Here is a 23,568-nt window from a genome sequence, read left to right on the forward strand (position 1 = left end):
CGCGCCCCGACCGACAGGGAAGGCCGAGCCCGCCGAGCCGGCCGCCGAACTTCCGCTCGCCGTCGGATGATCGGCCCGCCGGTGTGCATCCGGCCGACCAGGACATCACGGTATGGCTCGACCAGGGGTTCGGCGACTGCCCGGCGAGCGGCTTCAGGGCGCTACGGCCGGGTCAGCCACGGTCGGAATGACGTGCGAGAGGCCGTGAGAAGCGAGCGGTTCTCGGAACGCCTTCCAGATGGCCGGGTCGGCCAGGTTCGTGAAGAGCCCCTGGCAGGTGTTCGTTTCTCCTGTCACCAAGCCGTACACGACAGCCTTGCCGGATGCGCCCGGATCGAACAAGGGCCCTCCGCTGTCGCCGGGCGCAACCCGCGACCGTGCGGTTCCGGCGCAGATGAACTGCTTGTCCCACGTCCCTCCTTCGGTGTCGAACTTCGTGACGGGAAGCGTCGCTTCGCGCAGGCGTGACGGCTTGTCCGGTTCGGCTGGATCGGTACGCCCCCAGCCGGCGGCACGCAGGAGACGCCCCGCCTGCAGTTTCGTCCGCAATGCGGGAAGGGCTGCGCTCGCCTGGTCGGCGGGGCTGTCGAGCACGATGAGACCGAGGTCCGTGTTGGTCAGTGTCGAGAACTCGGGGTGGCTGTGGACGGTGAAGTGATCATCCGTCACCACCGTTCCTCCGGGTGCGCCGGAATCGGCCCGCCCCAGGACGAGCCGGATCTTGACCTTGCCCTGTTCGGCGAACCTGGCACAGTGCGCCGCCGTGGCGACGACCCGGCTGTCGACGAGCGCCCCGCCGCAGAAGTGCGACCAGGCCCCGTCGTCGCCCTGTTCTTCGATCTGCGCCACGAAGGGCCGCTTGCCGTCCGCGACCGGCTCTCCGCCGACGATCGCCCAGGCGGATGGCGTGGCAGTACACAGGAGTCCGAACGCACCGGAACTCGCGAGGGCGGCGGCCATCCGTCGGCTCATGGGGTTGCGCAAGGGTGCACTCACTTTCGTCTGCCACCGGGTACGGCACCGGCGGGCTCGTGCGGGGCACGGCACTTGGCCGTCGTTTCCGGCCCCGATCTTGTGCCCGCCGGCCCTCCGGCCGGTCTCGACCGCGCGTCAGGCGCGTCAGGACATCCACTCAGTTGTGTAACAGCCCTGCGGTGACAGCCATGAGCGGCCGCCTCCTGCATCCCATGGGCTGGTCCGGGCGAATCGCGTCATGCCCCTTCAAGGGCCGCGCGGTGCGGGGACGGCCGGCGCCATGGCACGGTCGAGCGCATCCGGCCTGTGAAGACGCGTCCGAGGGCAGAGCCCGTTCCTCGCCCGATCCCACGGCCAGGACCTGACCGCCCGTATCCATCGGTCAGTCTGTGGCCGATGAGTTCTCGTCCCGGCCCGTGCGCGACCACGTGAGCCCCTCCAGCTGTTCGATGCTCTGGTTGAACTCGACCAGCAGCGTGAGGAACTGCTCGGTTCGCCGGTCCGCCCAGCCCGAGGCTTCGATGAGGCGCGTGGTCCCGGCGCGGCTGACGGCACGGTCGGCCTCCAGGCGTTCCAGACCGAGCGCGGTGGGACGGAACTTGCGGGCCATTCCCCCGTCGGGATCGGGGATCCGTTCCACCAGGCCGTTCCGGAGCATGGCACTGACCTGGCGGTTGATGGTGGAGATACCGACCTGGAAGGTGTGCGCCAGCTCCTTGAGCGTGAGCGGTTCACCGACCTCGAGCCGGGTGAGCAGAACGTAGGCCGAGCGTTCCAGGCTCTGGCCGATGCGGGGGCCTCGCGCGGCGACGAAATGCCGGGACAGCAAGGTCAGCTCACGCTCCAGATCGCTCAGCCGACGCTCTCGCTCACTCAGCCCTCGCTCGTGCTCACTCATGTCCTTGGCCCTCTTCCACCGTCGGTTCCCGCTCATCATCGCGCATACCCCGCGCTCCGCAGCCACGATCAGCAGGATTTGTGCATTGTGCACACGATGCGTACAGTGCACATCATGTGCACAATGCTCAGCCAGCCCTGTGCGCCCGCCCCTCCCGACGCACCCGAGGCATGGAGCCCCAAATGAGCGCAGATCAGCCCGAGGCCGGACCCGCCGCCGCGCATCCGACCGCACGGACCTGCCCCTTCGACCCGCCCGCCGGGCTCGCCCGGCTCCGCACCCGCGGCGCGGGTTCGACGTCTTCGTAGTGGGTGACCAGCCGGGGAGGCGCTCCTTCCGGAGCCTCGGTACCCGGTGGTCCCGGGCAGTGACCCGGCGCACGGGTGTGCCGTGACGCGGGCGACCGTGCCGCACCCGGCGTCCGTACGTGCGGCAACGTGGCCGTCGGCACCGGATGCTCAGCAGGTACTCGAACCCCGCACACACGCCGACGAGCGGGCCCAGGCCGCCGCCAGGCTGCCGGAGGGCGGACAGACCCTGCCCCGTCCCCTTCCTCCCCACGGACCGGGGGCCGCACAAGACGGTCGCGCACGACGTGGTCACGCCGGACGCGGAGTTCGAGCCCATGGCCTCGACCCCGATCGGGACCGCTTCACCGGCGCCCACGGGGTGAACGGCCGCACCACCGCCGCCCCCGCCCGGAACACCCCGAAGAAAGCACCACGCCCGCTCCCAGAGCCGATCACAGGCCCCGCCCGCGACGTGCCGGTCGTCGGTGCGCCCGCGCCCCGGTGACCTCACCCGTTCATGCCCATGCGCGCCCCACGGGCGCCGACTCGTTCAAGGAGTTCTTCGTTGTCGGACACGTCCACCCGCACGCCGGGACCGGGTGCGGTCACCGCCGTGATCGCACTGAGCGGCGTCGTGGTGTCGCTCATGCAGACTCTCGTCGTACCGATCATCCCGCAACTGCCGCACCTGCTGAACGCCGAGCCGTCCGACGCGTCCTGGGTGATCACCGCCACGCTCCTCGCCGCAGCCGTGGTGACACCCATCTCCGGACGCCTCGGCGACATGTTCGGCAAGCGCAGGATCCTCATCGCCAGCCTGGTCGCGCTCGTCGCGGGCTCCGTGGTGTGTGCCCTGTCCGACAACCTGATCCCGGTGATCACCGGACGGGTGCTGCAGGGCCTGGCCACCGGTGTCATCCCCGTGGGCATCAGCATCCTGCGCGACGAACTGCCCGCCGCACGCGTGGGCGGCGCCGTGTCACTGGTCAGCGCGACCCTCGGGGTCGGTGGTGCGATCGGCCTCCCCGTCGCCGCCGCCATCGTCCAGTACGCCGACTGGCACGTCCTGTTCTGGCTCGCGGCCGGGCTGGGACTCGTGTGCCTCGCGCTGGTGGTCTTCCTCCTGCCCGAATCCCCCAACCAGGCACCCGGACGATTCGACACCCCCGGCGCGATCGGGCTCGCGGCCGGACTCGTGTGCCTGCTGCTGCCGGTCACCAAGGGCGGCGACTGGGGCTGGACGAGCACCACCACCCTCGGACTGTTCGCGGGCGGCGCCGTGGTCCTGGCGCTCTGGGCGGTCTACGAGACGCGCGTGTCCCAGCCGCTGGTGGACCTCCGGGTCACCGTTCGACGGCCCGTGCTGTTCACCAACCTCGCCTCGGTGGTCGTCGGCTTCGCCATGTACGCGATGTCGCTGACCCTGCCGCAGTTGCTCCAGTCCCCCGAAGCCACCGGTTACGGGCTCGGGCAGTCCACGCTCGCGGCAGGGCTCGCACTGGCGCCGGGCGGCCTGGTCATGATGGCCCTGTCACCCGTCTCCGCCCGCATCACCGCCCGGCGCGGCGCCCGCACCGCGCTTCTCATCGGCGTCGCGGTCATCGGCATCGGCTACGGCGCGGGACTGTTCCTGATGTCCCAGGTGTGGCAGATCGTCATCACCTCGATGATCGTCAGTGCCGGTGTCGGCATCGCCTACGCCGCGATGCCCGCCCTGATCATGGGGGCGGTCCCCGTGACCGAGACGGCGTCCGCCAACGGGGTCAACGCGCTCATGCGCTCGATCGGCACCTCCACGTCCAGCGCGGTGATGGCGGCGATCCTGGCGAACATGACCATGCGGCTCGGTCCGGTCGAGGTACCGGCCGAGAACGGATTCCGCTTGACCTATGTCGTCGCGATGCTCGCCACAGCCGTCGGGCTCCTCCTCACCCTCGCCATCCCGCGCATCCAGCGCTCCACCGCGGAGCAGGACGCCGTGACGGCCCCGGCGCGCCCCCGGGCCGTCACGGGAAAACACTGAACCAGCAGGTACGACGAAAGGACATGGTCATGGATCGCCTCAAGGACAAGGTCGCGGTCATCACCGGCGCGGGCAGCGGGATCGGACGGTCCGCCGCCGAACTGATGAGCCGCCAGGGCGCCCGGGTGGTGGTCGCCGACCACAACGCCCGGGCTGCCGAGGAAACCGCCGGAATCATCGCGGCCGCAGGCGGCCGGGCGCTGCCCGTCACCGTGGACGTCACCGACGAGAGCTCGGTCGCCGCCATGGTCGCCGCAGCCGTCGGCGAGTTCGGCGGACTGCACGTCCTCTGCAATCACGTCGGTGGAACCGACCCGCGCAAGGACCTGGACCTGCTGCGCATGGACATGGACGAATTCGACCGGGCCGTCGCCCTCAATGTGCGCAGCACCCTCCTGGGCGCTCGACACGCCGTGCCCCACATGATCCGCGCCGGTGGCGGATCGATCATCAACACGGCCTCCGTCGCCGCGCTCGTCGGTGACGTCCTGCAAACCTCCTACGGCGCCGTCAAGGCCGCGGTGGTCAGCATCACCAAGTCGATCGCCGTCCAGTACGGGCCGCACCGGGTGCGCTGCAACGCCGTCGCTCCCGGGGCTGTCATGACCCCCGCCCTGGAGAACAACCTGCCCGAAGACGTCATCGAGGCGTTGAAGAAGGGCAATGCCCTGCCGTACCTGGGCTCACCCGAGGACATCGGCCACACCATGGTGTTCCTCGCCTCCGACGAGTCCCGCTACCTCACCGGCCAACTCCTCGTCGTCGACGGCGGCATGAGCATGCAGTCCTCCGCCGCCCCCGGGCGACGTTCCATGCTCCCCGGCTGACCCCGGGTCCGGGCGCGGAGGCCGCGCCGAGCCCGGGACGACGGACCGTCCGTGCCGTGATCGGGCACTGATACGTCCTTCGCCCCGGGCCGGGCAGGCCGCCGGCCTGGCGAACCGGCACCGGGCCCACACGACCCGGGCGTTGCGCGGCACCGTCGGGATCCCACCCGAACAGCTGAGAACCCTGATCACTCCACCGGCCGACACGCCCTCGTAGCCCTCCGGCACAGGTGGACTCACGACGGACGGGGCACGTGCGGGCCGGGCCCCGGAACCGGCCCGCCCTCGTCGATCAGATGCCCTTCGCGCGAGCGACCCCGCCCGTGTAGGGCGCCAGTTCTGCCGTCAGCCAGCGGAAGACCTGCGGCACCTGACGTTTCCACAGTCCGATGGTGTGCGGCCCGCTCACCTCGGCCACCGCCACCCGTGTCGGGAACACCGCGGCCCGCCGCAGCGCGAGGCCGTCACGGTACCCGTCGTTGAGCCCGCCCGAGAGGTACAGCGCGACGGGCGGCGGGGTGGTGGCGTGGCGCAGAATCCACAGCGGGTTGTTGACGCGCCGCAGCTTCGGGTCCCGGGCCGTGAGGGAGACCCGTTCGGCGGCCGGGTCGTTGTAGCCGGAGAGGCCCACGGCGGCCCGGTAGCGGTCGGGGTGGGCGAGCGCCATCTTCACGGCGCAGTGCGCCCCGGCCGAGAACCCGGCCACCGCCCAGCCGCTCGCACGTTTCTGCGCGCGGAAGGTGTCGGTCACCATCCGCCGGACGTCCACGCTCAGCCAGGACTCGGCGTCCACGACACCCGGCACATTGGCGCACCCGGTGTCCTGGCGCGCCAGCAGGTTGGTCCGCGGCTCCACGAGGATGAACGGGGCGATCCGCCCGCTCCGCATCCCGGACTCCAGCTGCGACTGCACCTGCAGGCTGCCGAACCACGCCTTCGCCGATCCGGGGAAGCCTCCCAGGAGCTCGACCACGGGAAACTTGCGGTGCCGGAAGGCCGGCTGGCCGTACTGCGGCGGCAGCCACACGTAGACCTCGCCGCGCACCCCCGACACCCGGCCGTTCAGCTGGGTGACGCGAACACCGCGGCCCATCCGGGCGTCGTGCGTCAGGCTGAAGTCCTGGACGACCTTCGGCTCGTTGGCCAGGCGCCCGTGTTCCCCGAGCCCGTCGCGCCCGAGGCTCGGCGCGGCGACGATGTGTTGGCCGGTGCCGAGCAGATCGGCCCAGCTGTCGTAGAGGCCGTTGGTGTTGTTGACCATCACGAAGACGCTCAGCACCGCCGCCGCCTGCGCGGAGACGACCATCACGAGGCGGGCCGTGCCGCGCACCACGGCGGGACCGCGCACTCGGCCCCACAACAGCAGGGGCAACAGCACGGTGACCGCGACCAGCGCGATCGTGGCCAGGAAGAACGGTGTCCCCGTCAGGCTCATCACGCCTGGGAGGATGCCCTGCACGCCACAATGGTTTACCCGCTTTTCCACCTTTTTACGTCGGACGCGAAACCGGGGTACGCCGTGTTGACGCCGGGCGTCATCGGTGCGTGCCCCGCGGGCGCGGCGATCCCCTCGGGGAGCGTCGTCCGGTGCGTGCGATCACAAGGCGGCCGGAAGGTCTGGTAGCGAGCCTCTCGGCCGACACGGAAGGGGGCCACTGGCCCCTCAATGCCTTCACGGCAGTGCGTGCCGACAGCGCGACGGGGCACATCTCGCCGGAAACAGCACTAGCTGCCGCCCCCGCGCCGAAGCCGTGCCGACAGGTGGTGCTGCAGCGGCTGACCGACCGCGGCGAGGTCGTGGACGAAGTCGAGCGTGTCCTCGTCCGTCAGCGTGTAGCGGCGGCGGGTGGCTTCGACCTCCTTCGCGGTGGGAGCGAGAGCCACCTGATGGGAGCTGAGGTCGACCAAGCCGTCGCCCGCATGGCCGACCAGGATTTCCGCGACGCCGGTGGGCTGGGTGATCAGTGCCTCCACGCGCGCCTCGGGCTGCAGCCGCCACCAGCCGCTCTCCCGCGCCGACGGCCGTAGTGGCGTGCCGTCCGCGCCGAGCAGCCAGGATCGCGCCTCGTAGCGGAGGAAGGGCCGACCGTCATGACTGAACGTGACCTCCTGCGCGTACGCGAATTCCTCGGCGAGCGTCGGGTACCCGCCCCGGCCGCGGCCGACCCAGGTGCCGAGGAACCCGATCAGTGGTGCGAGCAGTGCGTGCGGCGCAGGCGCTTCGTCCGGTCGAAGGGCGTCGGGGTACGGATGCAACATGGGTGCGCTCCTGGGTGTGGGCCGGTACCGGGCGGAAGCCTAAGGTCTTTCGTCCGCAGCGGTCACCGACGGACACACGGAGCACCGCTCCGTGGTCGTGTTCAGTCGCCCCAACCCCCTTGCCCCTTCTTAATGAAAATGATTATCGTTGCGACGTCAGCAACTCGGACACCCAAGCTCAAGGGGGGCTTCCTTTGCGTACCTTCACACGCACTCTCACCGTCGCCGGATCCGCGGCCGCCGCCATTGCCGTCGGCGGTCTCGCCTCGGCCCACGCGGCGGGAACCACACTGTCCAAGGGTCATGTCGACGTGCTCGACGTCGAGTACGACGGTGTCGCGCTGGACCTGCACGTCCACGACGAGTCCGTGACACCGGACGTCGAGTACGGGCCTGCCGACGTGGTCCTCCAGGCGCTTCCCGCGTCGGCGTACACCGTCCCGACCGGCAGCTGCTATGCGCACCTGGGCACCGCGGGCTCCACCGTCTTCCGTCTGCCGCAGGTCCAGAACACGAATCTGCTGTGGCCGGGTCTTTCCGGTGAGCACCTCACCAGCGGTGTGTTCCAGAACAACAAGGTCCAGGTCAAGCTGGTCTCGGTGTCGGGTCCGGGCAGGATCACCGTCTACAAGGACGGCCTGTGCCCGAAGAGCAACCGCTACTACGACAGCGGTGACGCGACTCTCACCAACACCAAGGACATCGCGGCGGGCGAACACGACCACGCCAACTGGGCCTTCACCAAGGCCGGCACGTACACCGCGACCTTCCAGGTCAGCGGCACGCTCACGAACGGCACCAAGGTGGGCCCGGCCTCCGCGACGTACACCTTCAAGGCCGGTTCCTGACCCTGCGGCCGGCAACGGCCCTCCGGCTCCGCGCCGGGGGGTGGGTCGACCGGCAGCCGACCCGCTCCCCGGCGCAGCCGTGGTCCACCGATCCCACGCTCGAAGGAGACGCCCCGCATGCGGGCCTCACTGTCGCGAAACACCTCGAGAGCGGCCGCTCTCACCGCCGTACTGTCCCTGCTGGCCGCCGCACCCGTCGCGCTCGCCGCCGATGCTCCACCTCGCGAGGCACCTCCCGGAGAACGAGCCGTCCTGAACGGCGGACATCTCGACATGGCCGCCCGGCTCACGGACGGCGGGCTCGAATACCGGATCAAGGACGGTACGGTCCCGGGCGAGCCCGTCTGGCGTGAACCCTCCGATGTCCTGCTGCACTTCGATCCCCGGCACGAACTCGTCATCCCCCCGCGCGAGGAGGTGCCGCAGTTCGAGGGTTTCGGCGAACCCGGCGAACGCCTCTGGGTCGACAAGGACTTCGAGGTGAAGGAAGGGCTGCTGTGGCCCGGCTGGAACACCATGGAGATCCTGCCCTCGGACGTCGCGGGGCCGGTGAAGGTCACCTTCCCGAAGATCGAGGGGCCGGGCCGACTGGTCCTCGGCCGCTTCGAGGACGACCCGGAGTGGGGCATCCGTATCGGTGTCACCGTCGACAGTGCCCGCCCCGACCCCGGCTCGGTCGAGTTGCCCGCGTACTCCCACTCCCATCCATTGTGGATCTTCAATGCCGCGGGCATCTACCGGATCACGATGGAGATGAGCACCACCCTGCGGTCCGGGGCCGAGGTGACCGACCGGGAGACCCTGGCCGTGGCCGTGGGCGACGTGGACCCGTCGACGGTCGTGCCGGGTGACGGCAGCACGGGGCCCTCGCCGACGCCCACGTCCTCCTCGCCGTCCCCCTCTCCCACCGGCACTCCCCCGGTCGTTCCGACGGCGACCGCGTCGGCGACGCACACGGCGGCGCCCTCTCCGACGCACACCGCCGACGCTCCCTCGTCCGCGACCACCGGCGCCCCGACGTCGGGTGCCGGGGTGCCGGGTCCCACACCTCCATCGGCCGTCCCCGTTGGTCCGGGCACCCACTCCGGCGCCCTCCTCCCACCCGCCGGCACGGCCGGCCGTCTGGCCGCTACGGGCGCCGGAGTGGCGTTCCCGGTCTCGATCGCCGTCGGCGCGGTGACGGCCGGCGCAGTGATCGTCCTGTTCACGCGCCGTCAGCGAGCCGCACGATGAGCCGGGCGCGACGCATGCGTACGGCCGCCGTCCTCGTCATCGTGGCCACGCTGTGGGGAACCGGGTGCGGCCCGGGGGCGGACGGTGGATCCGGGAGGGCCGAAGTGACGGTCTCGACGACCACCGCGATCATCGCCGATCTGGTGCGCAACATCGGTGGCGACCGGGTCGACGTGGCGTCCGTGGTGCCGCACCGCGGCGATCCGCACTCGTACGAGCCGAGCCCCGGTGACGCGGCGAGGGTCGCGAAGTCGGACATCGTCTTCAGCAACGGCCTGCTCCTGGAGGAGCCCGGGATCATGAAGATGATCCATACCAACGCACGCGGGGGCGCGCCGAAGGTCCCCCTCAGCGAGAGCCTGGAGCAGTACGGCGGGACCGTCATCAAGCTGAAGGAGGACCTGGGCCTCGATGTGCTGTGGCTGGGCTGGGCGGTCGAGGGCGAGGTCGAGGGCGAGGGCTCCCAAGTCCGCACCACGGCGACCGAGTTGGAGGGTCCGGGTGATCTGCATGTCTATCTGACCGATACGCTCGGCAATCCGCAGAGCTACATCGACTCCACGGACGGCTTCGACTCCGAGGACTCCTTCACTCTGCCGCCCGAGGCACACACCCATGTCAACTGGGTGTTCAGCAGGCCGGGTACCTACCGGCTCACCGTGCGGGGGCGGACGGAAACCCTGGACGGCGGCACCGCACCGATCGGCAGCGGCACCATCACCTTCGTCGTCGGTGGCGTCGAGGCGCCGACGGGTACGACCGTGCTCGACGCCGGTCACGCGGACATCGCGCTCAACGCGCGGACCGGATCCGTGTACATACGCTCCGACGACCCGAGGACCGGCAGGCGTACGAACCATCCTGCGGATTCGGTCGTGGTGTCGGTACCCGATCGCGCGAAGGAGTCGGCACCCGGGGAGGGTGCTTTCCGGTTCCTCGGCAGGCCCGGCGCGGACATCTGGGTGCTGCCGCAGGCGGTCATCGGCAAGCACGTGCACGGCGAGATGGACCCGCACGCCTGGGAGGACGTGGGCAACGCCGAGGCGTACGTCAGGCGGATCGAGGCCGAGCTGATCAAGGCGGACCCGCGGGGCAGGGCGGAGTACGAGCGCAATGCCCGGCGGTATCTGCGGCGGCTGGCACGGCTGGACGACGAGGTGGCCGCCACGCTGGCCACCGTGCCCGGGGAGAACCGCAGACTCATCACCACGCACGACGCCTTCGGTTATCTCGCGAAGGCGTACGGCATGAGCGTCGCCGGCTTCGTGGTTCCCGTGCCGAGCCGGGAGCCGAGCGCCGCGGAGGTCGAGAAGCTCCGCGACACCATCCGGGAGAAGAACGTCCCGGCCGTCTTCCTCGAGCCGAATCTCGCGGCGCGAGCCGATGTCCTGCGCCGGGTCGCCGAGGACGAGGGCGTCGGTATCTGCACGATCTACGGCGACTCGTTCGACGACAAGATCCACGACTACATCGCGATGATGCGCCACAACGCGAAGGAACTGGCCCGTTGCCTGGGCCGGGAGGGGAGTTGAGTCCGATGGGGCTCGTACGGAACAGCAGGATCGCCCTCGCGGCGGCCGGCGTCCTGGCCCTCGGCGGAACGGCCGTCGCCGTGCCGCCGGTGGAAGGGGCCCCGATGCCGGTCGTCGCGCGGTTCACCCTGGACGACGGCGTCCTGGGGCTCGGGCCGGGCGGGGTGCTCGACATCGACGACACGCACCGCGTGGCCGGGCCCGACGGCACGGTCGGCTGGGAACTGACATCCGGCTGGGACACCACCGGACTGCCGGCCGGTCCGGCCCGCGGTGACGGTGTGCTCTGGTCTCTGACCGGTGTCGAGGGGCCGGGCACGCTGCGGGTCTACGAGCCGGGCGGCGCGCATGAGAAGCCGGCCGTCCGGTTCGACAGTGCCGATGGCCTGCCCGACGGCTACGACCTGCCGGCAGGAGGGCGCGGGAAGACACGCTGGGCCTTCGACACGGCCGGTACGTACCAGTTGACGTTCACCGCGCAGACGGAGACCGAGACAGGACCGCTCAGCGCCGAGACCCGCTGCACCGTGCGGGTGGGGGACGCGGTCGAGGTCGCTCAGGGACCGGCCACTCCCCCGTTGTCGCCGCCCGCCGATACCGTGCCCCCCTCCCCTGCCGCCCTCGTCGCCGGTGCTCCGGCGGACGCGGGCGAGGGCCGGCGCCCGACACCCACCTCCCCGGCGGGCGCCGGTCCGGCCCTCACGGCCCGAAGGGCGACCACGACGGGCGAGCCGGTGGAGACCGCGAAGAAGGTGCTCGACCAGGGGCACATCGACATCGCCGCACGCCTGGTCGACGGGGACTTGCAGATTCATGTCAAGGACGGCACGGTCCCGGGGAGGACCACGTGGCGCGAGCCGTCGTCGGTCGTCCTGCATGTCAAGCCGGAAGCCAAAAAGACCGTTCCCGCGGCCGAGGCCTTCTCTTTCCTGGGGAAGGCGGGCGATCCCGTCTGGCTGCTCGACCAGGTTCAGCAGCCCGGACTGCTGTGGCCGGGCTGGTCCACGGAGAACATGCCGGCCGGCGCGACGACCGGGGACGTCGAGTTCAGACTGGTCAGGGCCGACGGACCGGGGAATTTCGCGCTCTACAACTACGACGGTCTGTCGGGCGCGACCATCCGTTTCAACAGCGGGGACGGCGTGCCGGACACGTTCGGCGTACCGCAGAACACCCACGCGCACGGCGGCTGGGCCTTCAGCAAGGAGGGCGTGTACCGGCTGACGTTCACGATGGCGGGGAAACTGGCCGACGGTACGAAGGTGAGCGACACCGAGACGCTCACCTTCGCGGTCGGCGCGACCGACCCGCACGCGATCCCGGTGGGGAGCTCGACGGGCGGCAGCACCAGTGGTGCCTCCACCGGCGGCACCGAACCGGGCAGCACCGGCAGCGCCACGGACAGCTCCGGTACCACCGGCGGGAACGTGTCGGGCGGCACCGCGGACGGTACGTCCGGCGGCTCCTCCGGTCGTGGCGCCATGGCCTCCACGGGCGTGGGCTCCACGCTCCTGCTCGGCGGCGCGGCCGCCGTGCTCGCGGCCTTGGGCGCCGGGTTCCTCCACGTCACCCGCAGGCGCGCCGCGTGACCGCCGCAGAGACCCTGCTCAGGGTCGCGTCCCTCTCCGTCGCGCTCGGTGGCCGGACAGCCGTCCAGGACGCGTCCCTGACGGTGTCCGGCGGTGAACTGGTCGGTCTCCTCGGGCCGAACGGGGCGGGGAAGACCACGCTGCTGCGCGCCGTACTCGGACTCGCCGCGTCGTCCGCGGGCCGTGTCACCGCCGTCGGTCCGGTCGGCTATGTACCCCAACGCCATGAATTCGCCTGGGACTTCCCCATCGATGTGGCAGGGACGGTGCTCAGCGGACGCACCGGATCCGTGGGCTGGCTCCGGCGGCCGAAGGCGCACGATCGGGCGGCGGCCGACGAAGCGCTGGAGCTGGCGGGCCTGACCGATCTGCGCCGGCGCCCCATCGGTGAACTGTCGGGCGGGCAACGCCAGCGTGTGCTGGTGGCACGGGCGCTGGCCGGTGAACCGCGGCTACTGCTTCTGGACGAGCCGTTCACGGGTGTCGACGTGCCGACCCAGGAACTGCTCGACGAACTCTTCGGCCGGCTGGCCGCGAACGGCAGAGGGCTGCTGATGACCACCCACGACCTGGCCGCCGCGGCTCGCACCTGCACAAGGGTCGTGCTGCTGAACCGCACGGTGGTCGCGGAGGGCGGACCCGAGCTGCTGGCAGATCCCGAGCAGATGCTGCGGGCGTTCGGGCTCGACCGGGCGATCCGCACGGAACCGGGCGCCGCCGCATGAACGACTTCCTGGCCTTCCTCATCGACCCGTGGCAACTCCCCTTCATGCGGCGCGCCTTCACCGTCGCCGCGATCGCCGGACTCGTCTGCGGAGTGGTGGGTGTGTACGTCGTCCTGCGCGGCATGGCATTCATCGGGGACGCGGTGGCGCACTCGGCCTTTCCCGGAGTGGCGCTCGCCTACGCCTTCGAGGGCAATCTGCTGCTCGGCGGAGCGGCGGCCGGCGTGACGACGGCCGTGCTGATCGCCCTCGTCTCCCAGAACCGGAGACTCAAGGAGGACACCGTCATCGGCGTCTTCTTCGCCTTCGCCTTCGGACTCGGCATCGTCCTCGTCTCGACACGCGACAGCTGGACGACGGATCTGTCCTCCTTCCTGTTCGGCCAGGTCCTCGCGGTCGACGCGTCCGACGTCCGACGGGTCGCCGCCATCGGCGCCGTGCTCGTCGTGCTCGTCCTGGCGCTCGGCAAGGAACTGGTCGCGGTGAGCCTCGATCGCGAAACGGCCCGCGCCGCCGGACTGCCGGTTCTCGGTCTCGACCTGACGCTCTACATCGTGGTGACCGTCACGATCGTGATGTCCCTCGAAGCGGTGGGGAACATCCTCGTCCTCGCCCTCCTCATCACCCCGGCGGCCACGGCCCGGCTGCTGACCGAACGCCTGTGGGCGATGACACTGCTGGCCTCGTCCTTCGGCTGTCTGGGCAGCCTGACCGGGCTGTACGTCAGCTACGCGTTCGACCTGGCGGCCGGCGGCTCCGTCGTGGTGGTCCTGACCGGATTCTTCGCCCTGGCCTGGGTGCTGGCGCCGCGACACGGGCTGGCCGCCCGCCTGCGCAGGTCCGTGAACGGCGGTCAGGGACGGGCCGTCGGCTCCACCGCGGCCGGATCCACCTCGTCGGCCGGCAGCCCCTGAACGGGACCGACACCGCGCCGAGGTCCCGCGTGCCGGGCCCCGGTGACTCCGGGCCGGGCAGTGGCAGAGACCGGCCACTCCCGGCCCGCCAGGCATCTCGCCGTCCCGACGGCACGGCGGCCCATCCCGCGCTCGCGCCTCCGTCCACCCGGGAATCAGCGAATCACGGGCCACACCCACACGAGCAGCCTCGAAGGCACCTCTCGCCGCGCTCGAGAAAGCCTGTCGCCGGGCTGACCAGAATTGACCGTAACATGCCAAAAATCATGACGGTGCGCCTTGTTGCCTCAAGGGGGTTGTGCCTCAATGGTGAGCCGGTTCGCTGACGATGCGTCAGGGAACCGGCACCTTCCGGCGCGGCCCCGTGACGATGCGCGTCGGCAATCCCCCCACACGAAGGGCAACCACCATGAGGCTTGGCACAAGGCGACTCGGCGTCTGTTCCGCCCTCGCCGCAGGCACACTCGCGCTGGCACCCGCGGCCGACGCGGTCAGCCCCACCACCGCCACCATCTCCTTCGACTGCGGCGCCTACGGCTCTGGCAGCGCAACCCTCACCGCTGCTCAGAACGGGACGGCCGCGACCATCAACGTCTCGACGTCCGCCATCACCGCACCGATCAGCGTCGGGGCGAACTCGGTGAAATCGACGCTCACCCTCACCAACAAGGGTGCGGGAACCGTGACGTTCACCGGCAATGCCAACCCGGCCATACCCGCCGGCAGCCCCGTGTCCACGGGCCCGCTCAACGGCACCGTCGCCTCCGGGGACAGCCTGGCGGCCAAGTCCCTCAAGGTCGTGGTCTTCGGTATCACAGCGACCTGCAACGCGACATCCACCCAGTCGCCCGGACCGTTCGTGTTCTGAGCCGCGCCCCGGTCACTGAACGAGTTCCAGATCGCGCCGCCGGTGCGATCGGCCGGTTTCCCCGTCCAGGGGCGGGGAAACCGGTCGGCCGCTCGTCCGGGCCCGGCGCGCCCCCGCTGTCGCGGTGGAGGAAGGCCATGAAAGCTGGTCGTTCCACTGGTACGCGTAAGCCCGGAGGTGCACGCTCAGGGAGGTCTCGCGTGTGCCCCGACCCATGTCCGACGATGTGATCACCCGGGCCATGGCCCGGTAGGCGCGGGGACGGTCGGCGCGCTGCGCGCACGCCGCGAGCGGTGTGGTGGCGACCTGCCCGGCCGGCACGGTCGAACGGACGCCATTGCCCCGTGGTCGCGGACAGGGCCTGATCCCCTGGCTGCGGCCCCAGGACGGACGGGCACGCACCATCAGGGCACGAGGCCCCGGATTGTCGATCCGCAGCGCGAACCGGAAGGTGTCGCCGTCGTCGAGGACATGTGTGCGGGCGGTCCGGGCCGCCCGGGCCACAGCGCGCATCGCCCCGCATCGGTGGTCACCGGTCATCGGCCCCGAAGGCGAGGTGGCCGTGACCGCGGCCGGGCCGACCGGACCTTGGGACGGCGCCCCGTGGCCCGGCAAGCAGGGCCTCGACGGGGCGGAGACCGCCCAGCTCGCCGCCGCCCCGTGATGCCGGCGGCCACGGCGTGGGGCGGGGACGCCGGTCACCGGTGCGGCCGGCCCCGAAGGCGTGCGCGCACCCCGATCCGGGCTCACGGGAACGCGTCGGCATTCCGGGGCGACCCGCCCCCCCTGCGGGTCGTTCCCCGACGACACCCGCGTGCCGGTGGCGGGGAGTGTCCGGCACCGCCGCCACGGCGCCGGTGGGCGTGAGTGCCGCACCGCGTCAGCGCAAGGACGGTCCCGCCGCCGTGGTGTCCGGGTGGCCGGGAATCCGTCGCGACCGTGGCCCGACGCGCCACGTCCCGGCAGGACGGATGGCGCCTGGACGTCGCCCGCGGTTCACACGGCGCTGATGGACTCATCACCACCGGCACCCTGTACCGACCTGTTCAAGGAGACCTTCATGCGCGGACCGCGCCTGACACGCAACCACCTGATGGCCGCCAGTGCGGTCCTCGTCGCCACCGCCGCCGTGGCGGTCACCACGACGGCCGGCGCGTACGACACGGCGGAGCACGCCAAGGGCACCGTCAAGGGTGGGAAGGCGAAGAACGTCATCCTGCTCATCGGCGACGGCATGGGCGACTCGGAGATCACTCTGGCCCGTGACTACACCGTGGGCGCACATGGTCGTCTGAACATGGACAAGTTCCCGCTGACCGGCGCCTACACGACGTACGCGGTGCACGCGGACGGCACCCCGGACTACGTCACCGACTCCGCGGCCAGCGGCACCGGCTGGGCGACGGGCCAGAAGACGGTCAACGGACGGATCTCCAAGACGCCGGGCACGGACAAGGCCGTGCGGACCATTCTGGAGCTGGCGCAGAAGGGCGGCTACGCAACCGGTTCGGTGACCACCGCCGAGCTGACCGACGCCACCCCGGCCGTCCTGGCCTCGCATGCCACCGACCGTTCCTGCCAGGGCCCGGCCGATATGGCCAAGTGCCCCACCGACACGATCGCCAAGGGCGGACCGGGCTCCATCGCGGAGCAGAGCGTCAACCACAAGGTCGATGTCCTCCTCGGCGGCGGCAAGCAGCGCTTCGACCAGAAGGTGACCGACGGCACGTACAAGGGACTGACCGTCACCGAGCAGGCACGAAAGCTCGGGTACCAGGTCGTCGAGGACAACGCCTCCCTGAAGGCGGTCAAGGGCGACAAGCCGGTGCTGGGGCTCTTCGCGCCCGGCAACGTGCCGACCGAGTGGACGGGGAAGCCCGCCGCGGTCGGCGGGACCGACCCGCAGCGCTGCGTCACCTCCAACCCGAACCGGCCTGCGGGAACCCCGAATCTCGCCGACCAGACGACCAAGGCCATTCAGCTCCTGGAGGCGAAGCAGAAGCAGAAGCACAGCAAGAACGGCTTCTTCCTCCAGGTCGAGGGCGCTTCGATCGACAAGCAGGACCACGCGGCCGACCCGTGCGGCCAGATCGGCGAGACCGCGGCGTTCGACCGTGCGGTCGAGGTGGCACGCGCCTACGCCGCCAAGCACCCCGACACCCTGGTCGTCACCACGGCCGACCACGGCCACACCAGCCAGATCGTGCCCCTGGAGGCCCAGCCGCCCGGTCTGTCCTCCACGCTGGTCACCGACGAGGGCCAGCAGCTGAAGGTCAACTACTCGACCAATGCGCCCGGTCAGTCGCAGGAGCACACCGGCACCGAGGTCCGGATCGCGGCTCAGGGGCCGCTGGCCTACCGGGTCCTGGGCGTCACCGACCAGACCGACCTGTTCACCACGATCCGCGAGGCGCTGCGTCTGCGCTGATCACTCGTAGAGCGCCCATCGGCCCCGTCGGCGTGAGCAGCGCCTCGGCGGGGCCGCATGCGTGCTCCTGACGTTCCGGCTGCGGCCCGTCCGTGCTCCCGCCCCGGGCGAGCACACTGCGTCGGCGACATGGCACCCGGCACCGCTGCTCGGAGCGACGCGACCACGCATCCAGTCCGAGCCGCGCATTCGGTCTCCATGCGCGAGCCCTGGAGCAGCTCGACGCCCGAGGCCTGGCCGACGACCCGTTACGCCGTCGGTACGGACGAGGTGCGCAGCGCCGTCCGGCAGGGCTGGATGTATACGGACGTTCCGAAAACGCAGCGATGTGCCGCAGCCGTCGCGGCGCGCCCACCAGGGATCACGGGACAGCCCTTAGGGTCCACGACATGAATCACGATCGACGACCGATACGCCTGCCGCGCGTGGACGCCGCTCCCGTTCTCCGGACCGACTTTGCCGACCCCGTCGGCTGGGCTCGCCTGCTGCAGGCCCTGGAGATGCCCGTCACCTCCGAGGAAGGCTCGCAGGACGTCTGCGACCACGACCGGGCCATCTCGTATGTCACCCCGATCGACCAGGAGAAATACCGGGGCCTGCTTCCCGGAACGGTGCTCGCCGCCGCCCCCGACACCGGCCACGACCTGCCGTACGACCACCTCTATCTGGCCGACGCGGAGACCTTCGCCTCCGACGATCTGCCGTTGCTCGGCATCGACATCCATCTGGACGACGCGGACGATGAGCCCTGGCCGCGTGAGAAGCCCTTCCGCGTTCCGGCACTGCACGTGGCCGGCGTCGAAATCAACGACAGCATCGCCAACTTGTTCTTCCGCGAGTACCACGGCACCGACTGGTCGGACTTCGAGGTGCATGTGGCGGGGCCAGGGACGGCTGTGTACGAGGAGTTCCGCCAGATGGATGAAGAGGACGAGACAACTGACGGGGTGTGAGCCCGCCCCGCCCCACCCGGTCGGCGGCTCGGGCGGAGGCGGGTGCGAGGACGGCGGGGACGCGGGGTCGGTTCCGGGGCACGCTGTTCCGTCGGCACCCGGTCAGCCCGCGGCCGGAAGGAGACCGCGACGACCTGCGTCGGCCGGACGAACCCGCACAACGCGGGCTCCGTGGTCAACCCCGGAAGAATGTACGGAGCCGACCACTCAGTAAGGCACCGTGTCACACAAGGTCTCCGCCCAGGCAGAAGCACTGTGCTTGTTGGCCGCGCGCACCCTGCCGCAGATCTCGTCACCGGAGTACGGCCCCTTGATCGTGTAGCTGGTGCTGCCGGTTGAGTAGGTGGTGTCGACGTTCTTCTTGGTGAAGTTGCTGCTCGTGTTGGTGTAGCGGATGTCGTACCTGGTCGCTCCGGAGATCGCCGACCAGCTCACCTTGATCGGCATGTCGCACGCGCCGACACAGGAGTTGGTGTACTCGGCCTTGTAGCTCTTCAGGGCGGGCGGCCGCGACCCGGAGGGCGAGCCGCCGGAACCGGAATCTCCGCCGTTCGAGCCCGAAGAGCGGGACGACCTCGAAGAGCCGGACCCACTGCTCGTTCCGGTGCCACCGCTGCCGGAGTGGGTCTTGTCATCGGGTGAACCACTGGCTCTCGGCCCACGCGGCACCTTCTCGCCGGCCTGTGCCGTCTCGCCTCCCTGCCCCTTTTCGGCATCCTCACCCTTGCCGTCGCCCCCGCTCTTCCCGCTCGCCTCCTTGGCAGGTGAACTTCCGGGCTTGCCCGTCGAGTTGATGCCACCAGGAGTGGCACTCGCGCTGCTGCCCGGTGACTGGGCGCGTGTTCCGTCCTCGCCGCCGCCCGCGAAGGGCTGGAGCAGGACGACCGTGCCGCCGCCGACGGTGACGACGGCAACGATGGGCAGAACGATCAACCTGTGGCGTCGGCGGGGCCGTCGTTCGTGCTGCCGTCGTCGCGTCGTGGCGACGTCTCCCGCCGGGGCGACTTCGGGGGGCCCGCCCTTCGGCCGCAGCCCACACAGCCAGGCGGTGGCCCCGTCCCGGGCGAGGTGGTCGGGGTCACCGGTGCGAGGGCCGCGAGGTGGAGGGATCGCGGAACCTGCCGACCACGCCCGTCATCGACGCCGAGGCAGCGGCGCCGTGATTCCGGGTCTCGCCCCACGACCGGACCGGAACGACCCGGGCGCTCGATCGGGTGTCGGGGCAACGAGCGCCCGACCATTCTTCCGTATTGCGGAAAAATGACGGGCGGGCTTCTTGCCCGGCCGAGCATGCCATCGGCCGGGCGCCATGGGACGGAGAACCTCCTCGTCCCCTGTCCTGCACAGCTCTCACCTGTACGGGTGGTGCGTACCCGGGTGCGGTCGTACTGTCGATTCTGGAACCGCCGCTGGAAGAGGTGCACGGCCGCCGGCGATTCCCCTGCCGCGCGGACCTCCGCGTGCGAAGCGGTCGCGGTGTGAACGGATGAGCCGCGTGGGCTCGAAAAAGGCAGCTGGGGAGCCGACATGCAACGAGACAAATTCAGGAGCGCGGTCATGCTGTGCGCCGCCGCCGCGCTCGCGGCTGCGGCTGTACCGACCTCCGCCTCCGCGAAGTCGCCCTCGCACACTCGTGCAGTGGTCGTCGACTGTTTCTCCAACGCACAGGTACGCCCGGGCGAATTCCTGATCGCCTGCGGGGACGGCAACAACCGCCTGATCGCGCTGCATTGGAGCACATGGGGTCGGACGTCCGCCGTGGGGCACGGACTCGACGCGGTCAATGACTGTCAGCCCTACTGCGCTGCGGGCACATTCCACTCCTATCCCGTCACCGTGACGCTCGACCGTCCGGAGAGCTGGCAGAGGCATCCAGAGGTACAGCGATTCAACCGACTGCAGCTCGTCTACACCGGTGCCAAGCCGGCACAGACGCAACAGGTCGTGACATACAAGCTGTGGGACTGACAGTTCCTGACGACCATGTCTCAAGTCGACCGGCCACATGCGTGTGAACCTGCCCCTTCTGTGAGCATGTGCTCCCAAAAACTGTCCCGTGATCCCTCGTGGATCGGTGCGCGGCGCGGAACGCGGTGCATCGCAGGGCGAACGGACGTCCGCATACTGGACGCATGCGGACGTCCTGACAACGCGGCGAGGTGCCACAGCTGTCGTCGCGCGCCCGCCAGGGGGTTGCGGGACGGCTCTCCGGGGTGGCGTGCGTGATCCTTCGCGAGGGGCAGTGAGCGCAGGCGTCGGCCTGCGACCGGGCTATCCGGCGGCGGCAGCGGTGTTCGCCATCGGGATGGCCGGAACCACTCTGCCGACGCCGTTGTACGGGCTCTACCAGCACCGGATCGGATTCTCCGAGCTGATCGTGACCGTCGTCTTCGCCGTCTACGCCATCGCCGTCATCGGCGTGCTCCTGGTGGCGGGAAACTACTCCGACGAGGCAGGTCGCAGACCCGTTCTCCTGTCCGCCATGGTCCTGTCGGCCGGCAGCGCGGGATGCTTCCTCCTGCAGAACGGGCTGCCTCTGCTCTTCGTGGGACGCCTGCTGTCCGGCTGTGCGGCCGGCCTGCTGAGCGGCGCGGCGACAGCCGCCGTCATCGAACTGGCCGGTCCCGGACGCAAGGCGCGGGCCGGGTTCGCGGCCACCGCCGCGAACATGGGTGGTCTGGGCTGTGGGCCACTGCTCTCCGGCGTACTCGCGCAGTACACCCCGTGGCCGCTGACATTGCCGTTCTGGGTCCACCTCGGACTGGTGGCGGCCGCCACGGGGATCACCTGGTTCCTGCCGGAAACCGTGGCGGAACCGAAGAGGTGGCCGCCACTGAAGCCGCAGGGAGTCACGGTTCCTCACGAGGTCAAGGGCGTGTTCGCGCCCGCGTCGCTGGCGTCGTTCGCCGGCTTCGCGCTCCTCGGGCTGTTCACCGCGGTCGCGCCGAGCTTTGTCTCGCAGACACTGGGGGTGCACAATCTGGCCGTCTCGGGCGCCGTGGTGTTCTCCGTATTCCTCGCCTCGACCGTCGGTCAGTCCTTGACGCAACGCCTCGGCGCGCGTCTCGCGCTCCCCGTGGGGTGCGGCGTCCTCGTCGTGGGCCTGCTGCTGGTGGCTTCGTCACTGATCGCCGAATCCTTGCCCCTGCTCGTCCTGGGCGCCCTGTGCGGCGGCGCCGGCCAGGGGCTCGCTTTCCGTGCGGCACTCACCCTGATCAGCGACGCCGCCCCGGCACAGCACCGCGGCGGCACGATTTCGGCCTTCTTCGTCGTCGCCTACGCCGGGATCTCGGTGCCTGTCGTCGGTGTGGGCGCGCTGGCCACGTGGCTGGGCCTGCGCCAGGCCGGCCTCCTCTTCACCGGCTGTGTGATGCTGCTGGCGGCGGGTGCGGGCACGTACGCCGCACGCAGGCCACCGACAGAATCGCCGGCCGGGAAGGACCAGCGCACAGCTCCGTCCGCGTAACCCGGCAGGACAAGGACGCCGGCGCCCCCTGCTCGGCGCGACCGATCGCCGGGGCGGCCCGGTGCGAAGATCCTCCGGCTCTCCCCGGCGCGCGAGCCGATGTCCGCCGGACAAAGCGGCGGCCCCCTGCTCGCAGGAGGCCGCCGCTCGTGGTGAATCCGATCTCCCTCTGAGAGGAGCCGTTTCCGTGGTTCATGCTACGGCGGAATGCCGTGAGCGCCCACTCCAAGGAGACCTGCTGCGCGCGGTGCACTGCCGTTCCATGCCGCTCGTCCACGGCCTCGCACCGCGCCCACGCGAGCGCCGCCTCCTTGTGCCGCGGGACGCGGTTCGGTGCGGAGCAGGCATCGGCGGGGGTCGCGCTCCTTCGGCGTCCGGGGACGTCACACCTGGTCAGTGGCAAGGCCACCGGGCGGACGACGTCCACGGCCGACGGGTTCCGTCGGCCCGTGAGCCGACCACCCGGGGACCCGCGCAATCCCCTCACCGGACCTGAACGGAGCGACTCGCCGCGCCGCCGCCCTCATCGGAACGGGCGCGCCCTCGTGACTCCATCCGAGCACGCACCCGCGTCCGGCAGAGCGGGCGAGCCCCACGGCGCGGTCGTCGTGTCGACAGGCGGGAGACCTGGCGGATTTCTTCCCAGGGGGTAGGCCCGCGCGGCACTCTTGTTATACGTTCCGTCCAACAGCTTGCTAGACGTCACGTCTAACAAGCGGGGTGGCGTCCAGCTGCCGACGGTCTCCTCACGCGGGCACGGGAGAGGGCCACGGCCGGCCGACGTCGAGTCGTTCCGTCGATTCAAGGAGCCGCAGCATGGCAGGCAGCACCGTTCGGCCGGAGAACCAGGACCGGCTCCACGAGCACGACATCGCCCGTCGCCTGCTCGACTCGTCGGCGAAGTCGTCGTACGACCCGGTCACGGAAGTGGACTGGGACACCCCGCTGGACAAGGACTTCCACGGTGCGAGCCCCGAGTGGAGCACGCTCTACGGCACGGCCTACTGGCAGGAACTGACCGATGCGCAGCGCAAGGCGCTGACGCGGCAGGAGGCCGCCTCGGTGGCCAGTACCGGCATCTGGTTCGAGATGATCCTGCAGCAGATGGTGCTGCGCGACATCTATACCACTGATGCCACGGACCCCCGGTTCCAGTGGGCCCTCACCGAGATAGCCGACGAATGCCGACACTCCGTCATGTTCGCCCGTGGCGCGGCGAAGCTGGGTGCGCCGGCCTACCGTCCGCACCGGCTGGTGGTCGAACTCGGACGGGCATTCAAGACACTCGCGTTCGGCGAGGCCGCCTACGCGGCGATCCTGGTCGCCGAGGAGGTGCTCGACGTCATGCAGCGTGACTGGATGCGGGACGAGCGGGTCGCGCCGTTCGTCCGCACCATCAACAACATTCATGTCGTGGAGGAGTCACGACACATGAAGTTCGCCCGCGACGAGACCCGTAGGCATCTCCGGCACGCCGGTCCGCTGCGTCGGCACCTCAACGCCTTCGTGATCGCGGTCGCTTCCTACTACATCGTCACGAGCATGGTGAACCGGAGCGTCTACGCGAACGCCGGGCTGGACACGAAGCGTGCCGTGGCCGAGGCCGGGGCGAACGAGCACCACAAGTCCCTGATGCGGTCCAGCTGTTCGGGCCTCATGGAGTTCCTGGCATCGGCCCGGCTCCTCACCGGGCCCGCACTGTACTTCTACAAGCGCGCGAACCTGATCTGATCCGAGCCG

20 protein-coding genes are annotated in these 23,568 nt (G+C 70.4%); 15 read left to right on the top strand and 5 right to left on the bottom strand.

Annotated features, from left to right (window positions below; genetic code table 11):
* Positions 1–153: 153 nt before the first annotated feature.
* Both ACIRP2_RS21805 and ACIRP2_RS21810 read right to left on the bottom strand, forming a co-directional pair.
* Positions 154–960 carry a S1 family peptidase gene (locus ACIRP2_RS21805; protein WP_404252624.1) on the bottom strand — a complete coding sequence of 269 codons (807 nt, stop codon included), beginning with the start codon at positions 958–960 and terminating at the stop codon, positions 154–156.
* Positions 961–1,357: 397 nt separating this feature from the next.
* Positions 1,358–1,873, bottom strand: a complete 516-nt coding sequence (locus ACIRP2_RS21810) for a MarR family winged helix-turn-helix transcriptional regulator (RefSeq protein WP_404252626.1) — start codon at positions 1,871–1,873, stop codon at positions 1,358–1,360.
* 182 nt (positions 1,874–2,055) lie between these two features.
* Here ACIRP2_RS21810 and ACIRP2_RS21815 point away from each other — a divergent pair, with 182 nt between their 5' ends.
* From ACIRP2_RS21815 to ACIRP2_RS21825, 3 genes are all read left to right on the top strand, one after another.
* A complete protein-coding gene (locus ACIRP2_RS21815; protein ID WP_404252628.1) occupies positions 2,056–2,181 on the top strand; it encodes a hypothetical protein in 126 nt (41 codons plus the stop codon).
* Between the two features lie 505 nt (positions 2,182–2,686).
* Positions 2,687–4,186 carry an MFS transporter gene (locus ACIRP2_RS21820; protein ID WP_404252630.1) on the top strand — a complete coding sequence of 500 codons (1,500 nt, stop codon included), beginning with the start codon at positions 2,687–2,689 and terminating at the stop codon, positions 4,184–4,186.
* A 29-nt stretch (positions 4,187–4,215) separates the two neighbouring features.
* Positions 4,216–5,013, top strand: a complete 798-nt coding sequence (locus ACIRP2_RS21825) for an SDR family NAD(P)-dependent oxidoreductase (protein WP_404252632.1) — start codon at positions 4,216–4,218, stop codon at positions 5,011–5,013.
* Positions 5,014–5,305: 292 nt separating this feature from the next.
* Here ACIRP2_RS21825 and ACIRP2_RS21830 read toward each other — a convergent pair whose 3' ends face one another.
* Positions 5,306–6,448, bottom strand: coding sequence for an alpha/beta hydrolase (locus tag ACIRP2_RS21830; RefSeq protein WP_404252915.1), 1,143 nt, complete (start codon positions 6,446–6,448; stop codon positions 5,306–5,308).
* A gap of 290 nt (positions 6,449–6,738) precedes the next feature.
* Positions 6,739–7,272: an FABP family protein gene (locus tag ACIRP2_RS21835; RefSeq protein WP_404252634.1), complete on the bottom strand. Its 534-nt coding sequence runs from the start codon at positions 7,270–7,272 to the stop codon at positions 6,739–6,741.
* A gap of 194 nt (positions 7,273–7,466) precedes the next feature.
* Here ACIRP2_RS21835 and ACIRP2_RS21840 point away from each other — a divergent pair, with 194 nt between their 5' ends.
* The 9 genes from ACIRP2_RS21840 to ACIRP2_RS21880 all read left to right on the top strand — a co-directional run bounded on the left by ACIRP2_RS21840 (position 7,467) and on the right by ACIRP2_RS21880 (position 18,362).
* Positions 7,467–8,120, top strand: coding sequence for a choice-of-anchor M domain-containing protein (locus ACIRP2_RS21840; RefSeq protein ID WP_404252636.1), 654 nt, complete (start codon positions 7,467–7,469; stop codon positions 8,118–8,120).
* Positions 8,121–8,237: 117 nt separating this feature from the next.
* Positions 8,238–9,353, top strand: a complete 1,116-nt coding sequence (locus ACIRP2_RS21845; protein ID WP_404252638.1) for a choice-of-anchor M domain-containing protein — start codon at positions 8,238–8,240, stop codon at positions 9,351–9,353.
* 14 nt (positions 9,354–9,367) lie between these two features.
* Positions 9,368–10,885, top strand: a complete 1,518-nt coding sequence (locus ACIRP2_RS21850) for an anchored repeat ABC transporter, substrate-binding protein (RefSeq protein ID WP_404252640.1) — start codon at positions 9,368–9,370, stop codon at positions 10,883–10,885.
* 5 nt (positions 10,886–10,890) lie between these two features.
* Positions 10,891–12,474, top strand: coding sequence for a TIGR03773 family transporter-associated surface protein (locus ACIRP2_RS21855; RefSeq protein ID WP_404252642.1), 1,584 nt, complete (start codon positions 10,891–10,893; stop codon positions 12,472–12,474).
* Entirely contained in the window at positions 12,471–13,199 is a 729-nt protein-coding gene (locus ACIRP2_RS21860) for an anchored repeat-type ABC transporter ATP-binding subunit (protein WP_404252644.1), read from the top strand. The genes ACIRP2_RS21855 and ACIRP2_RS21860 overlap by 4 nt, the downstream gene beginning before the upstream one ends.
* The gene (locus ACIRP2_RS21865; RefSeq protein ID WP_404252646.1) at positions 13,196–14,113 is read left to right on the top strand and encodes an anchored repeat-type ABC transporter permease subunit; all 918 of its coding nucleotides are present in this window, start codon (positions 13,196–13,198) and stop codon (positions 14,111–14,113) included. Before ACIRP2_RS21860 ends, ACIRP2_RS21865 begins: the two co-directional genes overlap by 4 nt.
* A gap of 409 nt (positions 14,114–14,522) precedes the next feature.
* Positions 14,523–14,981, top strand: a complete 459-nt coding sequence (locus ACIRP2_RS21870; protein ID WP_404252648.1) for a hypothetical protein — start codon at positions 14,523–14,525, stop codon at positions 14,979–14,981.
* Positions 14,982–16,041: 1,060 nt separating this feature from the next.
* Positions 16,042–17,409, top strand: a complete 1,368-nt coding sequence (locus ACIRP2_RS21875) for an alkaline phosphatase (RefSeq protein ID WP_404252650.1) — start codon at positions 16,042–16,044, stop codon at positions 17,407–17,409.
* A 389-nt stretch (positions 17,410–17,798) separates the two neighbouring features.
* The gene (locus tag ACIRP2_RS21880; RefSeq protein ID WP_404252652.1) at positions 17,799–18,362 is read left to right on the top strand and encodes a DUF6924 domain-containing protein; all 564 of its coding nucleotides are present in this window, start codon (positions 17,799–17,801) and stop codon (positions 18,360–18,362) included.
* A gap of 207 nt (positions 18,363–18,569) precedes the next feature.
* On the opposite strand, the gene ACIRP2_RS21885 is transcribed toward ACIRP2_RS21880, so the two are convergent.
* Positions 18,570–19,295 (bottom strand): hypothetical protein, encoded by a 726-nt coding sequence (locus ACIRP2_RS21885; protein WP_404252654.1) that lies wholly within the window; start codon positions 19,293–19,295, stop codon positions 18,570–18,572.
* A gap of 594 nt (positions 19,296–19,889) precedes the next feature.
* Here ACIRP2_RS21885 and ACIRP2_RS21890 point away from each other — a divergent pair.
* From ACIRP2_RS21890 to ACIRP2_RS21900, 3 genes are all read left to right on the top strand, one after another.
* Positions 19,890–20,330: a hypothetical protein gene (locus ACIRP2_RS21890; protein ID WP_404252656.1), complete on the top strand. Its 441-nt coding sequence runs from the start codon at positions 19,890–19,892 to the stop codon at positions 20,328–20,330.
* A gap of 274 nt (positions 20,331–20,604) precedes the next feature.
* Positions 20,605–21,828 carry an MFS transporter gene (locus tag ACIRP2_RS21895; RefSeq protein ID WP_404252658.1) on the top strand — a complete coding sequence of 408 codons (1,224 nt, stop codon included), beginning with the start codon at positions 20,605–20,607 and terminating at the stop codon, positions 21,826–21,828.
* 816 nt (positions 21,829–22,644) lie between these two features.
* Complete coding sequence (locus tag ACIRP2_RS21900; RefSeq protein ID WP_404252660.1) at positions 22,645–23,559, top strand: diiron oxygenase; 915 nt, start codon at positions 22,645–22,647, stop codon at positions 23,557–23,559.
* Positions 23,560–23,568 lie beyond the last annotated feature (9 nt).

It is taken from the genome of Streptomyces sp. NPDC101194, assembly GCF_044767885.1.
Taxonomy (GTDB): Bacteria; Actinomycetota; Actinomycetes; order Streptomycetales; family Streptomycetaceae; genus Streptomyces.

Bases quoted from the DNA above. Each gene is read 5' to 3' on its own strand.
- ACIRP2_RS21900 (WP_404252660.1), top strand. From the start codon at position 22,645: ATGGCAGGCAGCACCGTTCGGCCGGAGAACCAGGACCGGCTCCACGAG.
- ACIRP2_RS21870 (WP_404252648.1), top strand. From the start codon at position 14,523: ATGAGGCTTGGCACAAGGCGACTCGGCGTCTGTTCCGCCCTCGCCGCA.
- ACIRP2_RS21880 (WP_404252652.1), top strand. From the start codon at position 17,799: ATGAATCACGATCGACGACCGATACGCCTGCCGCGCGTGGACGCCGCT.
- ACIRP2_RS21845 (WP_404252638.1), top strand. From the start codon at position 8,238: ATGCGGGCCTCACTGTCGCGAAACACCTCGAGAGCGGCCGCTCTCACC.
- ACIRP2_RS21835 (WP_404252634.1), bottom strand. From the start codon at position 7,272: ATGTTGCATCCGTACCCCGACGCCCTTCGACCGGACGAAGCGCCTGCG.
- ACIRP2_RS21825 (WP_404252632.1), top strand. From the start codon at position 4,216: ATGGATCGCCTCAAGGACAAGGTCGCGGTCATCACCGGCGCGGGCAGC.
- ACIRP2_RS21830 (WP_404252915.1), bottom strand. From the start codon at position 6,448: ATGAGCCTGACGGGGACACCGTTCTTCCTGGCCACGATCGCGCTGGTC.
- ACIRP2_RS21815 (WP_404252628.1), top strand. From the start codon at position 2,056: ATGAGCGCAGATCAGCCCGAGGCCGGACCCGCCGCCGCGCATCCGACC.
- ACIRP2_RS21855 (WP_404252642.1), top strand. From the start codon at position 10,891: ATGGGGCTCGTACGGAACAGCAGGATCGCCCTCGCGGCGGCCGGCGTC.
- ACIRP2_RS21890 (WP_404252656.1), top strand. From the start codon at position 19,890: ATGCAACGAGACAAATTCAGGAGCGCGGTCATGCTGTGCGCCGCCGCC.
- ACIRP2_RS21805 (WP_404252624.1), bottom strand. From the start codon at position 960: ATGGCCGCCGCCCTCGCGAGTTCCGGTGCGTTCGGACTCCTGTGTACT.
- ACIRP2_RS21875 (WP_404252650.1), top strand. From the start codon at position 16,042: ATGCGCGGACCGCGCCTGACACGCAACCACCTGATGGCCGCCAGTGCG.
- ACIRP2_RS21865 (WP_404252646.1), top strand. From the start codon at position 13,196: ATGAACGACTTCCTGGCCTTCCTCATCGACCCGTGGCAACTCCCCTTC.
- ACIRP2_RS21850 (WP_404252640.1), top strand. From the start codon at position 9,368: ATGCGTACGGCCGCCGTCCTCGTCATCGTGGCCACGCTGTGGGGAACC.
- ACIRP2_RS21820 (WP_404252630.1), top strand. From the start codon at position 2,687: ATGCGCGCCCCACGGGCGCCGACTCGTTCAAGGAGTTCTTCGTTGTCG.
- ACIRP2_RS21810 (WP_404252626.1), bottom strand. From the start codon at position 1,873: ATGAGTGAGCACGAGCGAGGGCTGAGTGAGCGAGAGCGTCGGCTGAGC.